The sequence below is a fragment of the Rhodococcus sp. HNM0569 genome, from assembly GCF_012726205.1.
Classification (GTDB): domain Bacteria; phylum Actinomycetota; class Actinomycetes; order Mycobacteriales; family Mycobacteriaceae; genus Rhodococcus_F.
Genome location: NZ_JAASAE010000001.1, coordinates 384,566 through 404,877, shown reverse-complemented (window position 1 = coordinate 404,877; position 20,312 = coordinate 384,566). Strand labels below are relative to the sequence as shown.

Annotated in this window: 20 protein-coding genes; 15 read left to right on the top strand and 5 right to left on the bottom strand. The window is 69.6% G+C overall.

Annotated features, from left to right (window positions below; genetic code table 11):
- Positions 1 to 3: 3 nt before the first annotated feature.
- Positions 4 to 780 (top strand): siderophore-interacting protein, encoded by a 777-nt coding sequence (locus HCA44_RS01885; protein WP_169646810.1) that lies wholly within the window; start codon positions 4 to 6, stop codon positions 778 to 780.
- Positions 781 to 829: 49 nt separating this feature from the next.
- Here the strand turns inward: HCA44_RS01885 and HCA44_RS01880 are convergent, their stop codons facing one another.
- Positions 830 to 2,032 (bottom strand): multidrug effflux MFS transporter, encoded by a 1,203-nt coding sequence (locus HCA44_RS01880; protein ID WP_169646917.1) that lies wholly within the window; start codon positions 2,030 to 2,032, stop codon positions 830 to 832.
- A 100-nt stretch (positions 2,033 to 2,132) separates the two neighbouring features.
- Between HCA44_RS01880 and HCA44_RS01875 the strand changes: the two genes are divergently transcribed.
- Positions 2,133 to 3,056, top strand: a complete 924-nt coding sequence (locus HCA44_RS01875; RefSeq protein WP_169646809.1) for a tyrosine recombinase XerC — start codon at positions 2,133 to 2,135, stop codon at positions 3,054 to 3,056.
- A gap of 10 nt (positions 3,057 to 3,066) precedes the next feature.
- Here the strand turns inward: HCA44_RS01875 and HCA44_RS01870 are convergent, their stop codons facing one another.
- Positions 3,067 to 3,537, bottom strand: coding sequence for a M23 family metallopeptidase (locus HCA44_RS01870; protein ID WP_240945257.1), 471 nt, complete (start codon positions 3,535 to 3,537; stop codon positions 3,067 to 3,069).
- A 394-nt stretch (positions 3,538 to 3,931) separates the two neighbouring features.
- Between HCA44_RS01870 and rpsB the strand changes: the two genes are divergently transcribed.
- The 6 genes from rpsB (at position 3,932) to HCA44_RS01840 (ending at position 8,804) form a co-directional block, all read left to right on the top strand.
- Positions 3,932 to 4,828 (top strand): 30S ribosomal protein S2, encoded by an 897-nt coding sequence (gene rpsB, locus HCA44_RS01865; RefSeq protein WP_169646807.1) that lies wholly within the window; start codon positions 3,932 to 3,934, stop codon positions 4,826 to 4,828.
- A gap of 44 nt (positions 4,829 to 4,872) precedes the next feature.
- Positions 4,873 to 5,697 (top strand): translation elongation factor Ts, encoded by an 825-nt coding sequence (gene tsf / locus HCA44_RS01860; protein ID WP_169646806.1) that lies wholly within the window; start codon positions 4,873 to 4,875, stop codon positions 5,695 to 5,697.
- 155 nt (positions 5,698 to 5,852) lie between these two features.
- Complete coding sequence (gene pyrH, locus HCA44_RS01855) at positions 5,853 to 6,581, top strand: UMP kinase (protein ID WP_169646805.1); 729 nt, start codon at positions 5,853 to 5,855, stop codon at positions 6,579 to 6,581.
- 48 nt (positions 6,582 to 6,629) lie between these two features.
- Positions 6,630 to 7,187 (top strand): ribosome recycling factor, encoded by a 558-nt coding sequence (frr, locus tag HCA44_RS01850; protein WP_169646804.1) that lies wholly within the window; start codon positions 6,630 to 6,632, stop codon positions 7,185 to 7,187.
- A 35-nt stretch (positions 7,188 to 7,222) separates the two neighbouring features.
- Positions 7,223 to 8,086, top strand: a complete 864-nt coding sequence (locus HCA44_RS01845) for a phosphatidate cytidylyltransferase (RefSeq protein WP_346764520.1) — start codon at positions 7,223 to 7,225, stop codon at positions 8,084 to 8,086.
- A 16-nt stretch (positions 8,087 to 8,102) separates the two neighbouring features.
- Positions 8,103 to 8,804 carry a class I SAM-dependent methyltransferase gene (locus HCA44_RS01840; RefSeq protein WP_169646802.1) on the top strand — a complete coding sequence of 234 codons (702 nt, stop codon included), beginning with the start codon at positions 8,103 to 8,105 and terminating at the stop codon, positions 8,802 to 8,804.
- A gap of 26 nt (positions 8,805 to 8,830) precedes the next feature.
- Here the strand turns inward: HCA44_RS01840 and HCA44_RS01835 are convergent, their stop codons facing one another.
- Positions 8,831 to 9,229: a lipopolysaccharide assembly protein LapA domain-containing protein gene (locus tag HCA44_RS01835; RefSeq protein ID WP_169646801.1), complete on the bottom strand. Its 399-nt coding sequence runs from the start codon at positions 9,227 to 9,229 to the stop codon at positions 8,831 to 8,833.
- A 126-nt stretch (positions 9,230 to 9,355) separates the two neighbouring features.
- Between HCA44_RS01835 and rlmN the strand changes: the two genes are divergently transcribed.
- The gene (rlmN, locus tag HCA44_RS01830; protein WP_169646800.1) at positions 9,356 to 10,474 is read left to right on the top strand and encodes a 23S rRNA (adenine(2503)-C(2))-methyltransferase RlmN; all 1,119 of its coding nucleotides are present in this window, start codon (positions 9,356 to 9,358) and stop codon (positions 10,472 to 10,474) included.
- Between the two features lie 85 nt (positions 10,475 to 10,559).
- Here rlmN and HCA44_RS01825 read toward each other — a convergent pair whose 3' ends face one another.
- The gene (locus HCA44_RS01825) at positions 10,560 to 10,829 is read right to left on the bottom strand and encodes a DUF2631 domain-containing protein (RefSeq protein WP_169646916.1); all 270 of its coding nucleotides are present in this window, start codon (positions 10,827 to 10,829) and stop codon (positions 10,560 to 10,562) included.
- A 134-nt stretch (positions 10,830 to 10,963) separates the two neighbouring features.
- Between HCA44_RS01825 and dxr the strand changes: the two genes are divergently transcribed.
- The 5 genes from dxr to HCA44_RS01800 all read left to right on the top strand — a co-directional run bounded on the left by dxr (position 10,964) and on the right by HCA44_RS01800 (position 17,405).
- Positions 10,964 to 12,136 carry a 1-deoxy-D-xylulose-5-phosphate reductoisomerase gene (gene dxr, locus HCA44_RS01820; RefSeq protein WP_169646799.1) on the top strand — a complete coding sequence of 391 codons (1,173 nt, stop codon included), beginning with the start codon at positions 10,964 to 10,966 and terminating at the stop codon, positions 12,134 to 12,136.
- 8 nt (positions 12,137 to 12,144) lie between these two features.
- Complete coding sequence (locus tag HCA44_RS01815) at positions 12,145 to 13,350, top strand: M50 family metallopeptidase (protein WP_169646798.1); 1,206 nt, start codon at positions 12,145 to 12,147, stop codon at positions 13,348 to 13,350.
- A 44-nt stretch (positions 13,351 to 13,394) separates the two neighbouring features.
- On the top strand, positions 13,395 to 14,549 hold the full coding sequence (ispG, locus tag HCA44_RS01810) for a flavodoxin-dependent (E)-4-hydroxy-3-methylbut-2-enyl-diphosphate synthase (protein ID WP_169646797.1): 1,155 nt from the start codon (positions 13,395 to 13,397) through the stop codon (positions 14,547 to 14,549).
- A gap of 128 nt (positions 14,550 to 14,677) precedes the next feature.
- Entirely contained in the window at positions 14,678 to 15,511 is an 834-nt protein-coding gene (locus HCA44_RS01805; RefSeq protein WP_169646796.1) for a GNAT family N-acetyltransferase, read from the top strand.
- A 79-nt stretch (positions 15,512 to 15,590) separates the two neighbouring features.
- Positions 15,591 to 17,405, top strand: coding sequence for a penicillin-binding transpeptidase domain-containing protein (locus HCA44_RS01800; protein ID WP_206037605.1), 1,815 nt, complete (start codon positions 15,591 to 15,593; stop codon positions 17,403 to 17,405).
- Between the two features lie 26 nt (positions 17,406 to 17,431).
- Here HCA44_RS01800 and HCA44_RS01795 read toward each other — a convergent pair whose 3' ends face one another.
- Positions 17,432 to 18,340, bottom strand: coding sequence for a LuxR C-terminal-related transcriptional regulator (locus HCA44_RS01795; RefSeq protein ID WP_346764519.1), 909 nt, complete (start codon positions 18,338 to 18,340; stop codon positions 17,432 to 17,434).
- 159 nt (positions 18,341 to 18,499) lie between these two features.
- Here HCA44_RS01795 and HCA44_RS01790 point away from each other — a divergent pair, with 159 nt between their 5' ends.
- Positions 18,500 to 20,170 (top strand): AMP-binding protein, encoded by a 1,671-nt coding sequence (locus HCA44_RS01790; RefSeq protein WP_169646793.1) that lies wholly within the window; start codon positions 18,500 to 18,502, stop codon positions 20,168 to 20,170.
- The last annotated feature ends 142 nt before the right edge of the window (positions 20,171 to 20,312 follow it).

Sequence of the window (20,312 nt, the reverse complement as noted above, 5' to 3'; positions counted from 1 at the left end):
GTTTTGGCCAAGCCCACCGCAACCCTCACCGTCGTGCGCACCGAACGCCTCGCCCCGCACCTCGTGCGTGTGTACCTGGGCGGTCCCGGATTCGACTCGTTCGTCCCGAACGGGTTCACCGACGCGTACGTCAAGATCGAATTCGAGGCGGACGGCGACCTGACGCTCCGCACCTACACCATCCGGTCGGTCGACCCGGTCGCGCGTGAGATCGCGATCGACTTCGTCGTCCACGGCGACGTGGGTATCGCGGGTCCGTGGGCGGCGAACGCCGAGCCGGGGCAGACGGTCACGGTGCGTGGTCCGGGCGGTGCGTACGCCCCTGATCCGTCGGCCGACTGGTACCTCTTCGCGGGCGACGAGACGGCGATCCCGGCGATCGCGGCGTCCGTCGAGGCGCTGCCCGCCGACGCGATCGGCGACGTCGTCGTCGAGGTCGGCGGTGCGGACGACGAAATCGCGATCGCTGCGCCCCAGGGGGTCACGGTGCGCTGGGTCCATCGCGGAGCGAGCTCCGACGCCGTCGGCGACGACCGAGCGGGCGACAACGCGCCGCTCGTCGAGGCCGTGCGCTCGATCGAGTGGCGCGCAGGCGACGCCCAGGTCTTCGTTCACGGCGAGGCACAGGCCGTGATGCACAACCTGCGCCCGTACATCCGCAAGGAACGCGGTGTGCCTGCCGCACGGGCGTCGATCTCGGGTTACTGGCGGCGTGGACGCACCGAAGAGGGTTTCCGCGTGTGGAAGCGTGAACTGGCAGAGGCCGAGGCGTCGGCGTAGTTCCGGCGAGTACACGGGTCGAAGCGTGACTCCTCGCCGGGCGGCAGCCTCAGCCGTGCTGCTCGGCGAGGAGCGCGTGGTCGGCGGAGGAGGCGTTACCGCGCGCGAGCAGGCCCGCCGAGCAGAGCGCGAGCAGCGCGAATGCGGGTATCGCGATCGCCATCGGCACTGCCGTCTCCGGCCCGGCTACGCCCACGATCGGCGACACCACCGCGGCGAGAAGGAACTGGCCCGCGCCCATGAGCGCCGAGCCGGTGCCGGCCGCGTGCGGCACCTCGCTCTGCGCGAGACCCGTCGAGTTGCCGAAGATCATTCCCATGCTCGACATCGTGACGAACAGCGGGACGAGCACGGCCCACCACGGCGGGGTGTCCACCACGAGCACGACGGCGAGTGTCGCGAGGCCACCGGCCAGCAGGCCGGTCATTCCGGTGAGCAGCAACTGCCGGGCATGAAATCGGCCGAGGAGGCGACTGTTGACGAAGGTGGTCGCGACCATGCCCGTCGCGTTGATGGCGAATGCGAGTGAGTACTGCCCGGGGGAGAGGCCCAGTACGTTCTGGATCACGAAGGACGACGCCGAGATGTACGAGAACATCGCGCCGAACGCGAGCATGAAGCCGAGCGCGTAGCCCAGATAGCGACGGTTGGTTACGACCGAGCCGATGTTCGACGTCAGCGCGCGTAGGCCGCCCGACGTCCGGCGCTCGCGGGGCAGGGTCTCCGGTACGAGCAGCGCGCCGCCCACCACCATCACGACGCCGAGGGCGGCCAGGACCCAGAAGATGCCGCGCCATCCGATCGGGCCGAGCATCGCGCCGCCGAGCAGGGGAGCCACGACGGGGGCGACACCGCCGATCATCATCAGCAGGCTGAACAGCCGCGCGGCCTGGTCGCCGCGTGCGCGGTCGGCGACGCACGCACGGGCGACGACGATAGCCGCACCGCCGCTGAGGCCGTGGATCAGGCGCGCACCGATCAGGAACTCGATCGACGGCGCGAGTGCACAGCCGACTGCGGCGAGCGTCGTGATCGCGGCGGCGCCGAGCAGGATCCTGCGTCGTCCTGTCCCGTCGGATACCGGGCCGACGAGCAACTGGCCGATGCCGAGGCCCGCGGTGAAAGTGGTGAGCGTGAGCTGGATGCTCGACGCGCTGGTGCCGAGACTGTCGGCCATCGTCGGCAGTCCCGGCAGATACATGTCCATCGACAGCGGTGCGATCGCCGACACGAGGGCGAGCACGAACAGCATCGGCAGGGCGATCGCAGGGGCGGAAGTAGTTCGGCTCACGAAAGTTGTCCAACGCCGTGGCGTCTTGCGTTGTTCCTCGAGCCCGACCATCGTGGCATCCATGTCGAGTCTTCCGGACGGACTTGCCGAGACGCTGGCCGCGTATGCCGAGGATCTGCGGCTCGGCCGGGGCCGATCGCGCAACACCGTCGCCGCGTACGTGGCGGACGCGCAGTCGCTGCTCATCCATCTCGAGCGGCGATCGCCCGGGGCGACGATCGGTGCGCTCGACATCCATGTGCTGCGTTCGTGGCTCGCGGAACTCGCCGACGGCGGCGCGGCCCGCTCGACGCTCGCCCGGAAGACGTCGTCGGCGCGCAGTTTCACCAAGTGGGCTGTGCGCACGCGGCGTATGTCGGTCGATCCAGGCGCCCGCCTGGCCTCGCCGAAGCCGCATCGCGCACTGCCCGGGGTGCTCGGCCGGCAGCATGCGCTGGAGGCGATGACGTCGGCCGAGTCGGGCGCCGCGGAGCTCGACCCGATCGCACTGCGCGACCGGGTCGTCGTCGAACTGCTGTATTCGACCGGCGTGCGCGTGGGGGAGTTGTGCGGCGCCGACGTCGACGACGTCGATCGCGAGCGACGGCTGCTGCGCGTCCTCGGTAAAGGTGGCAAGGAGCGGTCGGCGCCGTTCGGTGGTCCGGCGGACGCGGCGCTCGCCGCCTGGCTCGAATACGGCAGGCCCGCACTCGCGGGCGAGCGGTCGGGCAGTGCGTTGCTGCTGGGGGCGCGCGGGGGGCGTCTCGATCAACGTCAGGCCCGGCGGATCGTGCACGACGTGCTGTCCGCGATTCCGGGCGCGCCCGATCTCGGCCCGCACGGGTTGCGGCACAGTGCCGCGACACATCTGCTCGAGGGCGGTGCGGACCTGCGGGTCGTGCAGGAACTGCTCGGCCACGCGAGCCTCGCGACGACTCAGATCTACACGCACGTGTCGGTGGCCCGCCTGCGGGCTGTGCACGAGCAGGCGCACCCCCGCGCGTGAACCGGCGGACTCACCCGTCGACCGGCAACAACCGGATCGGCGCGACGTAGACCAGGCGCGTCGGATCGAGGTACTCCCTGCCGCGCCGCACACCCCAGTGCAGGCAGGCCGTGGACAGTGCGGTGCAGCCGGGGTGCTCCGACTCGAGGTACCCGAGCACGGTGCCGCGCCCGACGCGACTGCCTGCCGTGACGCGTGCCCGCACCGGTTCGTAGGTGGTGCGCAGCCCGCCGGGGTGGTCGACCGACACGACGGGTTTGCCCGCGACCGTGCCCGCGAAGGCCACGGTGCCTTCGCCTGCCGACAGGACCGCCTGCCCGGAATAGCCTTCCAGGTCGACACCGCGGTGCCCCGGTAGCCAGTTCTGCTCGGGATTGTCGAACGCACGGGTGACGACCGGGCGCGGCGTGAGCGGCCACGCGAACGGTGCCGACGGCGTCGCGGCCAGTGGTGCGGCCCCGAACGCCACGACCGCGCACAGCGCAACCGCCACGAGCGCCGCGGCCCGCGGTGCGGCGGCGTGCGAGTGCCGGGCTCTTCGCGTGTGCACGGCGTCAGCTTGGTCCCTGCCACGTGTCGTGGCGCCGCCCGACGCAGTGTGGGGACAACGCATCGCGGTGTCCCCAGATCTGCCCGAGCGGTTGCGCGCCTGCGCGGGTTGTGCAGTGGCCGTGCCGGGCCGGTTTCAGGAAGGCGGCTCGACGCCGTACACTGGTCACGCGGTCTGTGCCCGCACAGTCCGACTTCGCGCGTCCGCGCACATCCGGTCTCCGGCTGGTCCCACCCTTTTCGGGTCGGGTCCGGGGGCCTGCGGTCGCCAGGGCGGGGCGTCGACGACGTCCCGCATCAACCGAAACGAAAGAGAGTGCACAACCATGGCTGTTGTGACCATGAAGCAGATGCTCGACAGTGGCACCCACTTCGGGCATCAGACCCGCCGTTGGAACCCGAAGATGAAGCGGTTCATCCTCACCGACCGCAACGGCATCTACATCATCGACCTGCAGCAGACGCTCACGTACATCGACAAGGCGTACGAGTTCGTCAAGGAGACCGTCGCACACGGCGGCACGATCCTGTTCGTCGGCACCAAGAAGCAGGCGCAGGAGTCCATCGCGGCCGAGGCCACGCGTGTCGGGATGCCGTACGTCAACCAGCGCTGGCTCGGCGGCATGCTCACCAACTTCACGACCGTCCACAAGCGCCTGCTGCGCCTCAAGGAACTCGAGGCGATGGAGCAGACCGGTGGCTTCGAGGGGCGCACCAAGAAGGAAATCCTCATGCTCACGCGTGAGATGACCAAGCTCGACCGCACCCTCGGCGGCATCCGCGACATGTCCAAGGTTCCCTCGGCCGTGTGGATCGTCGACACCAACAAGGAGCACCTGGCGGTCGCCGAGGCACGCAAGCTCAACATCCCGGTCGTCGCGATCCTCGACACCAACTGCGATCCCGACCTCGTCGACTACCCGATCCCGGGCAACGACGACGCGATCCGCAGCGCCGCGCTCCTGACGCGCGTCGTCGCGTCGGCCGTCGCGGAGGGCCTGCAGGCCCGCGCGGGCCAGAGCGCCGACAAGGACGCGAAGCCGGGTGCCGACGCCGCTGCCGAGCCGCTCGCCGAGTGGGAGCAGGAGCTGCTCGCCCAGTCGGCCACTGCCGACGGCATCACCGAGGGTGGCCCCGAGTCGCCGCGCGAGGCTGTCGCCGAGGCCGACTCGAAGCTCGCCGAGGCTCCGGCCGACGTCGCCGACGCCGAGAAGCAGGCCTGAGCGCCTCCCCTTCCGCCCACTCTCACCGAGGAGGAATCGCCACAATGGCGAACTACACCGCCGCTGACGTCAAGCGGCTCCGCGAGCTCACCGGCTCCGGAATGATGGCGTGCAAGAACGCACTCGCCGACAGCGACGGCGACTTCGACAAGGCCGTCGAGCAGCTGCGCATCAAGGGCGCCAAGGACGTCGGCAAGCGTGCCGAGCGCACCACCGCCGAGGGCCTGGTCGTCGCCAAGGACGGCGTCCTGCTCGAGATCGACTGCGAGACCGACTTCGTCGCGAAGAACGACGACTTCATCGCGCTCGCCGACAAGATCGTCGACGCCGCGGCGCAGGCCCGTCCGGCCGATCTGGAGGCGCTCGCGCAGCTCGACCTCGACGGCAAGACGGTCGATCAGCTCGTGCAGGAGCAGTCGGCGAAGATCGGCGAGAAGCTCGTGCTGAGCAAGTACGCCGCTCTCGACGGCCCGGTCGCCGTGTACCTGCACAAGCGTGCCGCCGACCTGCCGCCCGCCGTGGGCGTCCTGGTCGCGTACACGGGCGAGGGCGACGCCGCCGCGGAGGCCGCTCGCGGCGCCGCGATGCAGGTCGCCGCGCTCAAGGCGAAGTACGTCACGCGGGACGAGGTCCCGGAGGACGTCGTCGCCAACGAGCGGCACATCGCCGAGGAGACCGCCAAGGCAGAGGGCAAGCCCGAGCAGGCCCTGCCGAAGATCGTCGAGGGTCGTGTCAACGGCTTCTTCAAGGACGTCGTGCTGCTCGATCAGCCGTCGGTCCAGGATTCGAAGAAGAACGTCAAGGCGTTTCTCGACGAGGCCGGCGCGAACGTGACGAAATTCGTCCGTTTCGAGGTCGGCGCCAACTGAGGCACCGCACGTGAGCCCCGCCGTTCGCATGATCGGCGGGGCTCACGTCTGCCACGGGTCGGCGACAGCGCTGCCGCACCGCGCGGTTCGCGTCCGGCCCCGTCCATGACATTGCAATACTGGCCTCGCTGCACCAGTACGACATGAGGAGAACGATGTCCGAAACAGCCCCCGAACGCCCCGTGTTCCGCCGGGTTCTGCTCAAGCTCGGCGGCGAGATGTTCGGCGGCGGTCGCGTCGGACTCGATCCCGATGTGGTGACCAAGGTCGCCGAGCAGATCGCCGACGTCGTGCGCTCGGGCGTGCAGGTGGCTGTCGTGATCGGCGGCGGCAACTTCTTCCGCGGCGCCGAGTTGCAGCAGCGGGGTCTCGACCGGGCCCGCTCGGACTACATGGGCATGCTCGGCACGGTCATGAACTCGCTCGCGCTGCAGGATTTCCTGGAGAAGCAGGGCGTCGACACGCGTGTGCAGACCGCCATCACCATGGGGCAGGTCGCCGAACCGTACATCCCGCTGCGTGCACGCAGGCATCTCGAGAAGGGGCGCGTCGTCATCTTCGGTGCCGGCATGGGGATGCCGTACTTCTCCACCGACACCACCGCCGCGCAGCGCGCACTCGAGATCGGAGCCGACGTCGTACTCATGGCGAAGGGTGTCGACGGCGTGTTCGACGCCGACCCGCGCATCGATCCGACGGCGACGATGTTCGCCGAGATCACGCACCGGGCCGTCATCGAGCGGGGCCTCAAGGTCGCGGACGCCACGGCGTTCAGTCTGTGCATGGACAACGACATGCCGATGATGGTCTTCAACCTGTTGGTCGAGGGAAATATCGCTCGTGCCGTCTCGGGTGAGAAGATCGGAACGCTCGTCAAGTCGTGAGCGTGAGCTCGAGCCCGATCGAACCGACAGGAACATGGAGGAAAAGCCGTGATCGATGAAGCTCTCTTCGAGGCCGAGGAGAAGATGGAGAAGGCCGTCACGGTGGCCAAGGACGAACTCGGCGGCATCCGCACCGGCCGTGCCAATCCGGGCATGTTCTCGCGCATCGGAATCGACTACTACGGCGCGTTCACGCCGATCACACAGATCGCGAGCATCACGGTGCCCGAGGCGCGACTCGTCGTGGTCAAGCCGTACGAGGCGTCCCAACTCGGCGCCATCGAGACCGCGATCCGCAACTCCGACCTCGGCGTGAACCCCACCAACGACGGGCACCTCATCCGCGTGTCGGTGCCGCAGCTCACCGAGGAGCGCAGGCGCGAACTCGTCAAGCAGGCCAAGAGCAAGGGCGAGGACGCGAAGGTCGCGGTGCGTAATGTGCGGCGCAAGTCCATGGACGAGCTCAAGCGCATCCAGAAGGACGGCGAAGCCGGCGAGGACGAGGTGACGCGCGCCGAAGCCGAACTCGACAAGACCACCGCCCGGTACGTCGGTCAGATCGACGACCTGGTCAAGCACAAGGAAGCCGAGCTGCTCGAAGTCTAGGCACGGCGCGACGAATGGGAAAAGGACAGTTGACCGTGCCCGCAGAACGGAAGCCGGAGCACCCGGCAGCTCCGGCACCGGCCTCGAAGGCAGGCCGCAATCTGCCCGCCGCGATCGGCGTGGGCGGTGGCCTGGGTCTGTTGGTGATCCTGGTTCTCGTCTATGCGCCCACCGCATGGCTCGGGGTCGTCGCGGCCGCCATCGCCATCGCGACGTGGGAGGTCACGAAGCGGCTCGGCGAGGCGGGGATCCGCGTGCCGCGGATTCCGCTGCTGCTCGGTGGCCAGGCGATCATGTGGCTCGGTTGGCCGTTCGGTGTCGACGGCACACTCGCCGCGTTCGCGGCGACGGCCCTCGTGTGCATGACATGGCGACTGTTCGACCATGGCCTCGGCGCCACTCCACGCAACTATCTGCGTGACGTCGCGGTCACCGTGTTCACCGCCGCGTGGCTGCCGCTGCTCGCGGCGTTCGCGGGCCTCATGGTGCTGCAGGACGACGGCCCGGGCCGCGTGTTCGTGCTGATGATCGGCATCGTGTGCTCCGATGTCGGCGGCTACGTCGCGGGCGTGCTGTTCGGCAAGCACCCGATGGTGCCGCGGATCAGCCCGAAGAAGTCGTGGGAGGGCTTCGCAGGCTCGCTCGTGTTCTGTGTGCTCGGCAGCCTCGCGAGTGTGACTCTCATCCTCGGCGCGAACTCGATGATCGGCGTCCTGCTCGGCGTGGTTCTCGTCGTCACCGGCACGCTGGGCGACCTGATCGAGTCGCAGGTCAAGCGCGACTTGCAGATCAAGGACATGGGCACACTGCTGCCCGGCCACGGCGGCATCATGGACCGGCTCGACTCGCTGTTGCCGTCGGCGTTCGTCACGTGGCTCGTGCTCACGATCCTCGTCTGATCCGGGCAGGTCGGTCGTGGCGACGATTCCCAGCCCGAACATCTGGCACTGGCCCGACCTGTACGAGGTCGAGAACCGCGCCCAGGACCGTGACGGCGCGGTGTTCGCGCACCTTCGCTCCGCGATCGGGTGGCGGAGTCGGACGGTGGTCGACGTCGGGTGCGGTGCCGGTTATCACCTGCCGGAGTTCGCCCGCGATGCCGCCCACGTCGTGGGCGTCGAACCGCACTCGCCGCTCGTCGCCGCGGCGCGCGCCCGCACGGCCGGGCTGGCGAACGTCGAGGTCCGTGACGGTGCCGCGGAGTCGCTGCCGCTGCCCGATGCGTCGGCGGACATCGTGCACGCGCGCACCGCGTACTTCTTCGGGCCGGGCTGCGGAGCAGGTATCCGCGAGGCGATGCGTGTGCTCCGGCCCGGCGGCGCGCTGGTCGTCGTCGATCTCGACGCCACCGCGCACCCCTACGGACGTTGGATGAGAGCCGACCTGCGCCAGTACGATCCCGTCGCGGTCGAACGGTTCTTCGTCGCGCAGGGCTTCGATCTGGCTCGGGTGGACACACGCTGGGAGTTCGCCGACCGCGAGGAACTGGTCGGAGTGCTCGGCATCGAGTTCACCGCGCGTACCGCGGCGCGGGCCGCGGCGCAGACGCCCGGTCTCGCGCTCGACGTGCGCTACCGCGTGCATGTGCGCAGGCGCCCAGTGGGTCTCGAGTGGTGAAGGCAGTGGGTCTCGAGTGGTGAAGGTCAGCGTCGCCGGGCGGCGCGTCTGACCTGCAGGATGCGAATCCCCCCGGCGAGCGCCATGATGACGGCTCCCGCGATTGCGGCGAGCAGCAACAGCACCCCGAGTGGCAGCGTGCCGTGCCAGCCGAAGATCTGGATGTCGGTGCTCTCCAGATTCTGCAGGATGAAGATCAGCAGCACGATCAGCACGAGAATGCCGATGACGAGGCCGGTCCAGGTGGCGGCCGCGCGGGTGTGCTTGACCTTCTGCCACTGATCGCCGGACTGTTCCGGCACGGTCGGCGAGCCCGGCGGCAATGTGCCGGGCTCGTCGGGCACGGAGGTCGGCTCGCCTGCCCGTGTTTCGTACGGCCCCGGTTCGTTCGGCCCCGGGTCGCGTCCCGGTCGATCGGTGGACATGCTGTGATCCTCCCGCATCGCCGGGAAGTTCGTGCCGAATCGGGCACGTGCGTGCCGGATCGGGTGAGCGTGGGTGGCGGTCGCCACGATCGGGACCACGCCGGGTCGTGAGAGAATGGAACAACTATGGCTTCTCCCGCTGCCCCCCTGCCGCTCGTGTTCGACGCCCCCAAGCGTGGCCTCCCGCCACGCCATCTCGCCGACCTCGACGGCCCCGCGAGGAAGCAGGCTGTCAAGGATCTCGGGCTGCCTGCGTTCCGTGCGGACCAGCTCGCCCGCCAGTACTACGCGCGCCTCGAAGCCGACCCCGACCGCATGACCGACCTGCCTGCGGGCGCGCGCGAGCAGGTCGGCCGGTCGCTGTTCCCGCCGCTGCTGTCTGTGGTCAAGCACATCGCGTGCGACGACGGCGACACCCGCAAGACCTTGTGGAAGGCACACGACGGCACGCTGCTCGAGAGTGTCCTGATGCGCTATCCCGACCGGGCGACGCTGTGCATCTCGAGTCAGGCAGGCTGCGGCATGGCGTGCCCGTTCTGTGCCACCGGGCAGGGCGGATTGCAGCGCAACCTGTCGACCGCCGAGATCGTCGACCAGGTGCGTGCTGCGGCGGCGGCGCTGCGCGACGGGGAGGTGCACGGCGGCCCCGGGCGACTGTCGAACATCGTGTTCATGGGTATGGGCGAGCCGCTCGCCAACTACAAGCGCGTGGTCGCGGCGGTACGTCGCATCACCGATCCCGCCCCTGACGGTTTCGGTCTGTCGCAGCGTTCGGTCACGGTGTCGACCGTCGGGCTCGCACCCGCCATCCGCAAGCTGGCGGACGAAGGTCTGAACGTCACGCTCGCGGTGTCGCTGCACACGCCCGACGACGAGTTGCGCGACACGCTCGTGCCGGTCAACAACCGATGGTCGGTGTCGGAGGTGCTCGACGCGGCGCGTTACTACGCCGACCGCACCGGCAGGCGTGTGTCGATCGAGTACGCGCTCATCCGGGACATCAACGACCAGCCGTGGCGTGCGGATCTGCTCGGCAAGAAGCTGCACAAGGCGCTCGGCTCTCTCGTGCACGTCAACCTCATCCCGCTCAATCCCACGCCGGGCAGCAAGTGGGACGCGAGCCCGAAGGACGTCGAGCGCGAGTTCGTGCGCCGCGTGCAGGCACAGGGTGTGTCCTGCACCGTGCGCGACACCCGCGGTCAGGAGATCGCTGCGGCGTGCGGTCAGTTGGCCGCCGAGAACTGAGTCGGTACCCCGGTCGGGCCGAACGACGAGATCGGGCCACCGAGCACTGTGCTCGGTGGCCCGATCTCGTGTCGAGTGCTGACGCCTAGCGCGGCTTACGGCGCAGGATGATGTCGCGCACCAGCATGATGACCATGACGCCTGCGAAGCCGATGAGGAACAGATCCTCGACCTTGCCGTGGTGGTTGCCGATCATCATGAGGAGCAGGACCGCGGCGAAGAACCAGCCGAGGAAACGGAAGAAGCGGGGAGCCTCGCCGCTCCAGCCCCATGCTGCGGACGGCACGTCGGCCGTATCGACCTTGCCGACCACGACGGGGTCGGTGGACGAGGGCTCCAACTGGCTACCGGTCACGACGATCCTCCTGCTCATCCGAACTTCGTTGCCCATCATGGTGTCATACGACCGCGCGTCGTACGCAGGGACCCGGGCTACGCGGGGCCCGGTACCCGCGTGAACCGCTCGGGCGGGCGGGACGGGTGTGGGCGATGAGGAACAATGGTCGCGTGGACGACAACAGCCCCCTCCGTGTCCTGCTGCTCGGCAGCACCGGTTCGATCGGCACCCAGGCCCTCGACGTGATCGCCGCCAATCCCGATCGCTTCGAGGTCGTGGGGCTCGCGGCGGGCGGCGGCAAGGTCGACCTTCTCGAACGGCAGATCGCGGACACCGGTGTGCGCGACGTCGCGGTCGCCGACCCGGCCGCCGCCGAGCGTCTCGACCTGCCCGTGCGCACCGGGCCGGACGCCGTCACCGAGCTGGTCCGCGACACACAGGCCGACGTCGTTCTCAACGCACTCGTCGGGTCGTTGGGTCTGCGTCCCACGCTCGCGGGCCTCGAGTCCGGTGCCAGGTTGGCGCTCGCGAACAAGGAATCGCTCGTGGCGGGCGGCCCGCTCGTCACCGCGGCCGCCGCACCCGGTCAGATCGTGCCCGTCGACTCGGAGCACTCGGCACTGGCCCAGTGCCTGCGTGGCGGCAGCGCCGACGAGGTCGCACGGCTCGTGCTCACCGCCTCCGGTGGGCCGTTTCGCGGCTGGAGCGCCGACGCGCTCGAGTCCGTCACCCCGGAACAGGCCGGGGCGCATCCCACCTGGTCGATGGGTCCGATGAACACGCTCAACTCGGCCACCCTCGTCAACAAGGGCCTCGAGCTGATCGAAACCCACCTGCTGTTCGGGCTGCCCTACGACCGGATCGACGTCACGGTGCACCCGCAGTCGATCGTGCACTCGATGGTCACCTTCCGGGACGGCTCGACGCTCGCGCAGGCCAGCCCGCCCGACATGAAGCTGCCGATCGCGCTCGCCCTCGGCTGGCCCGCGCGCGTCGACGGCGCCGCCGCGGCGTGCGATTTCACCACTGCGTCGACATGGGAGTTCGAACCGCTCGACTCGGCCGTGTTCCCTGCCGTCGACCTCGCGCGCGCCGCGGGCGTCGCCGGCGGCTGCACCACGGCCGTCTACAACGCCGCCAACGAGGTCGCCGCGCAGGCCTTCCTCGACGGTGCGCTCGCCTTTCCGCGAATCGTCCGTACCGTGGATGTGGTGCTCGGCGAGGCGGACGAGTGGTCCGCACCGCCCACATCCGTCGACGACGTCCTCGCGGCGGACACGTGGGCCCGCGCGCGGGCATCCGAACTCGTGAAGCAGGAAGGCTAGTCACCCCCATGGTGTTCGTTCTGGGCGTCGTCCTGTTCGCGGTCGGCATCGCGGCCTCGATCGCGTTGCACGAGGCGGGCCACATGTGGACCGCGAAGGCCCTCGGCATGAAGGTCCGCCGCTACTACATCGGCTTCGGTCCGAAGATCTTCTCGTTCCGCCGCGGCGAGACCGAATACGGGCTCAAGGCCATCCCGGCCGGCGGTTTCTGCGACATCGCAGGCATGACGGCGATGGACGAGCTCACCCCCGACGAAGCGCCGCGCGCGATGTACAAGCAGAAGACGTGGAAGCGGCTCGTCGTGATGTGCGGCGGCATCGTCATGAACTTCGTGCTGGGCATCGTGCTGGTGTACGTGCTGGCCGTCGGATGGTTCCTGCCGAACCGTGACACGAGCCCGACCGTCACGAACCTCGGGTGTGCCGCGGCGACGCAAGCCGAGGACGGAACGTTGTCGGAGTGCTGGGGCCAAGGGCCTGCCGAACAAGCCGGCATCGAGATCGGCGACCGAATCGTCGGCGTCGACGGCACTCGCACCGAAACCTTCTCGGACGTCGTGCTCGCCACCCAGAAGCTGTCGGGACCCACCGAGTTCACGATCGACCGGGACGGCACCGAGTTCGATGTGACCGTTCCGGTGCAGCAGGTGCAGCGCATGGTCTACGTCGACGGCACCAGCGAGGTCCGCTCGCAGGACGTCGGGGCGATCGGTGTGTCCGGCCCGCCGAGCCGGGTCGAGTACGGCGCACTGTCCGCGGTGCCGGCAACCTTTGCGTACACGGGCGACATCTTCGTCGAGACGGGCAAGGCGCTCGTGAGCCTGCCGAGCAAGGCCGTGGACCTGTGGCACGCGATCGCGGGCGGAGAACGCGGCCTCGACACACCCGTCAGCGTCGTCGGTGCGTCCGTGATCGGGGGCCAAGCCGCCGAGGCCGGCAACATCCCGATGTTCGTGAGCCTGCTCGCGAGCCTGAACTTCTTCCTCGGCGCGTTCAACATCCTGCCGCTGCTCCCGCTCGACGGCGGCCACATGGCGGTCGCGATCTACGAGAAGATCCGCAACTGGATCCGCAACCTGCGCGGTGAGCCCGACGGTGCCCCCGTGAACTACCTCCGACTGCTGCCCATCACCTATGTGTTCGTCGTCATCGGTGGTGCGTTCATGCTCTTGACACTCACGGCGGACATCGTCAATCCGATCAAGCTGTTCTGACCGACGGTAAACTCGTTGTCGACGCTACGAAAGAAGGCCTTCACGTGACCAACGCCGTTGGACTGGGTATGCCCGAATCTCCGGCCGCCGTCCTCGCCCCTCGCCGCACGACGCGGCAGCTGCACGTCGGCTCCGTCGGAGTCGGCAGCGACTATCCGGTGTCCGTGCAATCGATGTGCACCACCAAGACACACGACGTCAACTCGACGCTGCAGCAGATCGCCGAGCTCACGGCCGCCGGCTGCGACATCGTGCGCGTCGCGTGTCCGCGGCAGGAGGACGCCGACGCGCTCGCGACGATCGCGCGCAAGAGTCAGATCCCGGTCATCGCCGACATCCACTTCCAGCCCCGGTACATCTTCGCGGCGATCGAGGCGGGCTGCGCCGCCGTGCGTGTCAACCCCGGCAACATCAAGGAGTTCGACGGTCGCGTCAAGGAGGTCGCGAAGGCCGCGGGCGATGCGGGCATTCCGATCCGCATCGGCGTCAACGCCGGCTCGCTCGATCCTCGTCTGCTGAAGAAGTACGGCAAGGCGACCCCCGAGGCGCTCGTCGAGTCGGCGCTGTGGGAGGCGGGCCTGTTCGAGGAGCACGGCTTCGGCGACATCAAGATCTCCGTCAAGCACAATGATCCCGTCGTCATGGTCGAGGCGTACCGCCAGCTCGCGGCACAGTGCGACTACCCACTGCATCTCGGTGTCACCGAGGCCGGGCCCGCATTCCAGGGCACCGTCAAGTCGGCGGTCGCGTTCGGTTCGCTGTTGTCGGACGGTATCGGCGACACGATCCGGGTCTCGCTGTCCGCGCCGCCCGCCGAGGAGATCAAGGTCGGCACCCAGATCCTGCAGTCGCTCAACCTGCGGCCGCGCAAACTCGAGATCGTCTCGTGCCCCTCGTGCGGGCGTGCTCAGGTCGACGTCTACACACTCGCCGACGAGGTCACCGCGGGTCTCGAGGGCATGGAGGTGCCGCTGCGCGTCGCCGTCATGGGCTGCGTCGTCAACGGCCCGGGCGAGGCCCGCGACGCCGACCTGGGTGTCGCGTCGGGCAACGGCAAGGGTCAGATCTTCGTCAAGGGTCAGGTCGTCAAGACCGTGCCCGAGGCCCAGATCGTCGAGACGCTCATCGAGGAGGCCATGCGCATCGCCGAGGAGATGGGCGAAGAGGGCGCGGGCGGACCTGTCGTGAGCGTCGGCTGAGCGGTTTCTCGACGTCCGTCTGTCGCGACGCCTCCGTACATGGCAGGCTGTGACGAGGAACACCGCTGCGATGCCGCGAGCACGAGCCACACGGCCAGAGCAGCGCTGAGCGAACAGGTCGGACATCCATGCTGAAGCTTCTCGGCGCCCGGCAGTTGGGCGGTCGCGACATCCGCGACGTGCTCGCGGTGCTCGCTGCCGATCCCGTGGCGAGTTGCATGGTCGCGGCGCGTGTCGAGGAGTCGGGTGTCGATCCGCGGACGATCTTCGGGGAACTGTGGAGTCGCGGTGGCCCCCTCGAATCGCTGTGCTTCTCGGGTGCGAATCTCGTGCCGCTGCGCGGCTCCCGGTCGGACATGCGGGCGTTCGCCGAGCGCGCGGCACGTGGTGCCCGGCTGTGTTCGTCGCTCGTGGGTCGCGCGGAGCTCACGCTGCCGCTGTGGGAGATGCTCGAACTCGATTGGGGCCCGGCTCGTGAGGTGCGCTCCGACCAGCCGCTGCTCGCGCTCGCCGAGCGACCCACCGATGTCGACCCCGAGGTGCGCCGCGTGCGGGCCGACGAGATCGACGTGTACTTGCCCGCAGCGGTCGCGATGTTCGTCGAGGAGGTGGGGGTGGACCCGAGGATGCACGACGGCGGCCGTGCCTACCGTCGCCGCGTCGCGAACCTGATCGCCGCAGGCCGGGCGTTCGCCCGCTTCGAGGACGGCGACGTCGTGTTCAAGGCCGAGGTCGGGTCGCAGTCGAGTCGCGTCGGCCAGATCCAGGGGGTGTGGGTCGCGCCGCACCGCCGTGGGCACGGACTAGGCTCCGCGGGCACCGGGGCAGTGGCGCAGTCGATCATCGACGACGGCCGCATCCCGAGCCTGTACGTCAACAGTTTCAACACTCCCGCGCGGGCCGCGTACGCGCGCATCGGTTTCGAACAGGTCGCGACGTTCGCCACGGTGCTGCTCGACTGACGGTCGGCGCGGCCGCCGAGGGTCCGTGTCCCCGAATCCCCTGCGCGTACACACGAGAATTGCCGTGTGCGCACATACTATGTGCGCGATGAGATCTCGAACGTTCCGTTTCCCGGCTGCGGCCGCGGCCCTGCTGGTGGTGGGACTGGTGCCGGCGTGCACGCCGAAACAGGCCGGGCCGGTGCCCGCCGCGCAGGCCTTTCTCGACGCATTCGCGGCGCGCGACATCGACGCGGCCGCAGGGGCGGTCGACCGGCCGGACGCCGCACGGGAGATCCTCGGGCAGACGTGGCAGTCGCTGCAGGCCGACGCGCTCGAGGCGACGGCGGGCGCCGCGTCCGTGCACGGCGACACCGCGACGGTCGCGTACACCTATCGCTGGCACCTGCCCAAGGACCGTGTCTGGACCTACGACGGCGAACTGCAGATGGGCCGCAGCGGCGGCGAATGGCAGGTGCGCTGGACGTCGACGGATGTGCATCCCGAGTTGGGCGAACGGCAGACGATGGTGTTGCGCGCGGCGGCGCCGCCGTGGGCGCGGGTCAACGAACGCGCCGGCTCGGACGTGCTGGTGCCGGGAACGGTGTATCGCGTCGCGCTGTCGGCCGCGAAGACGGCGGACGTGCGTGCGTCGGCACGGGCGGTCACCGATGCGCTGCGACCCTACGACGCGACGCTCACGGCGCAGGGGGTCGCGGAGTCGGCGATCGGCGGCGACGGCCCCTATCTCGTCACGCGCTTGCGCCAGGACGCCTACGACACCGTTGCGACCGTGCTCGAGGCGATCCCCGGGGTGAGTGTCACCGAGGAAGCGGACCTGGTGCCCACCGATCGCGCGTTCGCACCGGACCTCGTGAGCCAGGTCAAGAAGACCGTGATCGACCAGGTCGAAGGCAAGGCCGGCTGGAGTGTGGTGACCGTCAACCGCAACGGCGCAGATGTCGGGGTGCTGACCGAGACTGCGGCACAGCCGGTTCCGTCCTTTTCGATGAGCCTGGACCGCCGGGTGCAGGTCGCCGCCCAGGCTGCTGTCGACGTCGCACGAGATCAGGCGATGACCGTCGTGCTCGACGCGTCCCGCGGCGACGTCCTGGCGGTTGCGCAGAACGCGGCGGCCGACCGGGACGGGCCGGTCGCGCTCACCGGCCTGTACCCGCCGGGCTCGACGTTCAAGATGGTGACGGCCGCGGCCGCGATCGACTCGGGTGCCGCGACACCCGACACGACCGTGCCGTGCCCGGGCTCGATCGTGATCGGCGAGCGCAGCGTGCCCAACTACAACGGCTTCTCGCTCGGCAACGTTCCGATGGCGACCGCGTTCGCGCGTTCGTGCAACACGACCTTCGCGAAGCTCGCCAGCGAGATGACGCCCGACGCGCTGACCGATGCGGCGGCGCGGTTCGGCATCGGCGCCACGTATTCCGTCGTCGGTATGCCGACCGAGACGGGCTCGGTTCCGCCCGCGGACGACATCGTCCAGCGCACCGAGGACGGCTTCGGGCAGGGCCGCGTGCTGGTGAGCCCGTTCGGCATGGCGCTCGCCGCGGCGACGGTCGCGAGCGGCGAGACACCCGTGCCGCACCTGCTGCTCGGCAGCGACACCACCGTCGACGCCGCGGACGGCGACGGGCACGGGCTCTCGCCTGCCACGATCGACGGCCTGCGCACGATGATGCGGCTGGTCGTCACGAGCGGCACCGCCGAGCGGGTGGCCGACCAGGGTGCGGTGTACGGCAAGACCGGAGAGGCCGAGGTGGACGGCGGGTCGCATGCGTGGTTCGTGGGCTACCGCGGCGATCTCGCATTCGCGACGCTCGTGGTGCGTGGCGGCAGCTCGGACAATGCGGTCGCGATCACGCGCGACATGCTGGCAGCGCTGCCCGACGACTACTGAATGCGCCGCTCCGCCGCAACGTCCTGCTACGGCAGCAGCCCCCGCCTCCGTGCCGCGACGACGGCTTGCTGTCGAGTGTGCACGTCGAGCTTCGCCATCACGGAACGCAGATAGCTCTTGACCGTCTCGGCACCGACCGACAGGCGCTCGGCGACGTCGCGGTTGGTGCAGCCGAGCGCGACGTGCGCCAGCACGTCCAACTCGCGTGCGCTGAGCGTGACGTCGACCGTGGGCGCGTTGCCCTGCTCCCGGCTGCCCTCGCGCCACTCGCCCTCGCCGGGGTGCGTGAGCCGTGCGAGGCGCGACGCGATCGACTGGACACGGGCCGCCAGCGACGGATCGTCCGCGTCGCGCGCGACGGCCCGCAGCTCGGAGTGCAGGTCGCGCAGCTCCTCGCGCCGCACGCCGCTCGTCCGCTCGGCCGCGGCGGCCGCCAGCAGACGTACCCGGCGGTCGACCTCGTCGCGGGTCTCGATCTCGGTCGCGAGTGCCCGCGCCGCACCGAACACCGGATCGGTGATGCGCGTGCCGATCGAGATGCACTGGCGCGTCGCGGCATACAGCACGGCACGCGGGTGGCCGCGCACGACGACGGGTACGGCAACGATCGACCGGAGGCCCTCTGTGAGCACCGGCGCGTCGTAGTGGTGGGTGATGGACACGGCGCGTCCGTAGTCGCGGACCGCGACCGGGCCGCGCTGCGCCACCGCGCGGCCGCCCAGACCGGAACTGCTCGCGACGGACAGCCCGCGGAGGCTGTTGGTGCGGGTGCCCGAGAACTCGGTGAGCCGCAGCGTGTCGTCGACCACCTCGCCGGCGAACAGCACGGGTGCCACCCGGCCGGACGCGAGTGAGCGGGTGGCGGCGCGCAAGGCGTCCGTGTCGCGCGGCCGTAGCAGGTCGGCAGTGTTCGACGAAGCGGCAGTGTTCGACACCCGGGTCACCTCTTTCCGACGGCTGAGCACCCCTTTCCGGGGGTGGTGCACAGCGCATGTGATGTGAATCATAACGACTGGCGGTACACCGGTGCGACGTCCCGTACGGCGAGCAGGCGTGGGGACGGCATCCGGGACGAGAGCGAGACGAGGAGAGACATGACGGTGGACAATTCGGGCCCGGCGCGCGCGGACGCCTCCGGTTTCGCGGACCGTGTGGCCGCGCTGCTCGGGGAGTACGACACCGAGAGCGCGTGTGCGGCCGAGTTGCTGTGCGACCGGCATCCCGACGACGCGGTCGCGTTCACCGTCGTCGAATCCGACCTGACGGCCGCCGACCTCACGTACGGATACCTGCGGGCGGAGTCCGCGAAGTTCGCGGCAGCGCTCGCGGGCCTGGGCGTCGAGCCGGGCGATCGTGTCGGCACGCTCATGGGCAAGTCGGCAGAGCTCGTGATCGCGCTGCTCGGGATCTGGCGCCGCGGCGCGGTGCACGTGCCGCTGTTCACGGCGTTCGCGCCCGCCGCGATCGCGCTGCGCCTGACCGCGAGCGACGCGAAGGCCGTCGTCGTCGACGCGGGGCAGCTCGCGAAGCTCGCGCCCGGTGACGACATGCCCGCCGATCCGGGCTGGCGCGTCGTCGTCGCCCGCGGCGACGAGGACACGGCGTCGACGGACGAGTACGACGACTTCTCTCGCCTGCTCGGTGAACACGACGCGGATGACCCGTCGGGCGCCCGCGTCGCGGTCGGCGGGGACGGAGTCCTCGTGCAGCTGTTCACGAGCGGCACGACCGGCACCCCGAAAGGTGTGCCGGTGCCGGTGCGCGCGCTCGCGTCGTTCCACGCGTACCAGGAGTTCGGACTCGACGTGCGCGACGACGACGTGTTCTGGAATGCCGCCGATCCCGGCTGGGCGTACGGGCTGTACTACGCGGTGCTGGCGCCGCTCGCGACCGGTCGCCGCAGCATCCTGCTCCACGCGGGATTCTCGGCCGATCTCACCTGGCGCGTGATCGAGACGTTCGGCGTCACCAACTTCGCCGCGGCGCCCACGGTGTATCGCAGCTTGCGGGCCGACGCCGCGACCCCACCCGCGGAGCTGCGGCTGCGGCGCGCATCGTCCGCGGGCGAGCCGCTCACGCCGGATGTCGTCGCGTGGTCGCGCGAGCAGCTCGGTGTCGTCGTGCGCGATCACTACGGCCAGACCGAGCACGGCATGTTCATCGCGAACGCCTGGGCCGACGGCGTGCGCGAGGACGTCCGTGAGGGCTCGATGGGACGTCCGTTGCCGGGCTGGTCGTGCGCGGTGCTCGAGGACGACGCGGACACCGTCGCGGCGCCGGGCGTCGCGGGCCGCGTCGCGATCGACACGACCGCGAGCCCCCTGCTGTGGTTCGCGGGCTATCTCGACGCACCCGACAAGACCGCGTCCCGCTACACCGCGGACGGACGCTGGTATCTCACCGGCGATGCCGGACAGACCGACAAGGACGGACGTTTCTATTTCTCGGCGCGCGACGACGACGTGATCATCATGGCGGGCTACCGGATCGGACCGTTCGACGTCGAGAGTGTTCTCGTGATGCACGACGCGGTGATCGAAGCCGCGGTCGTGGGAAAGCCGGACGAGCTGCGTGGCGAGGTGATCGAGGCGTACGTCGTGCTGCGGCCGGGCGTCGACGCGTCCGAGGCCCTCGCGGGGGAGTTGCAGAATCTCGTCAAACGCAAGTTCGCGGCGCATGCGTACCCGCGCACCGTGCACTTCGTCGAGTCGTTGCCCAAGACGCCGAGCGGGAAGGTGCAGCGTTTCGTGCTCCGCCAGGAGTGACCTGCGCGAATCGCGGATGCCTGCCCGGCGACCGGGGTGAAGCGCTCGGACTCAGGAAAGCGGAAGGGCCGCAAGGTCGGTGCGCCGTGGTGTCGGTCCCGCGAGGACGACCGGTAGTCGATCCGGCTCACCCGCAACGGGT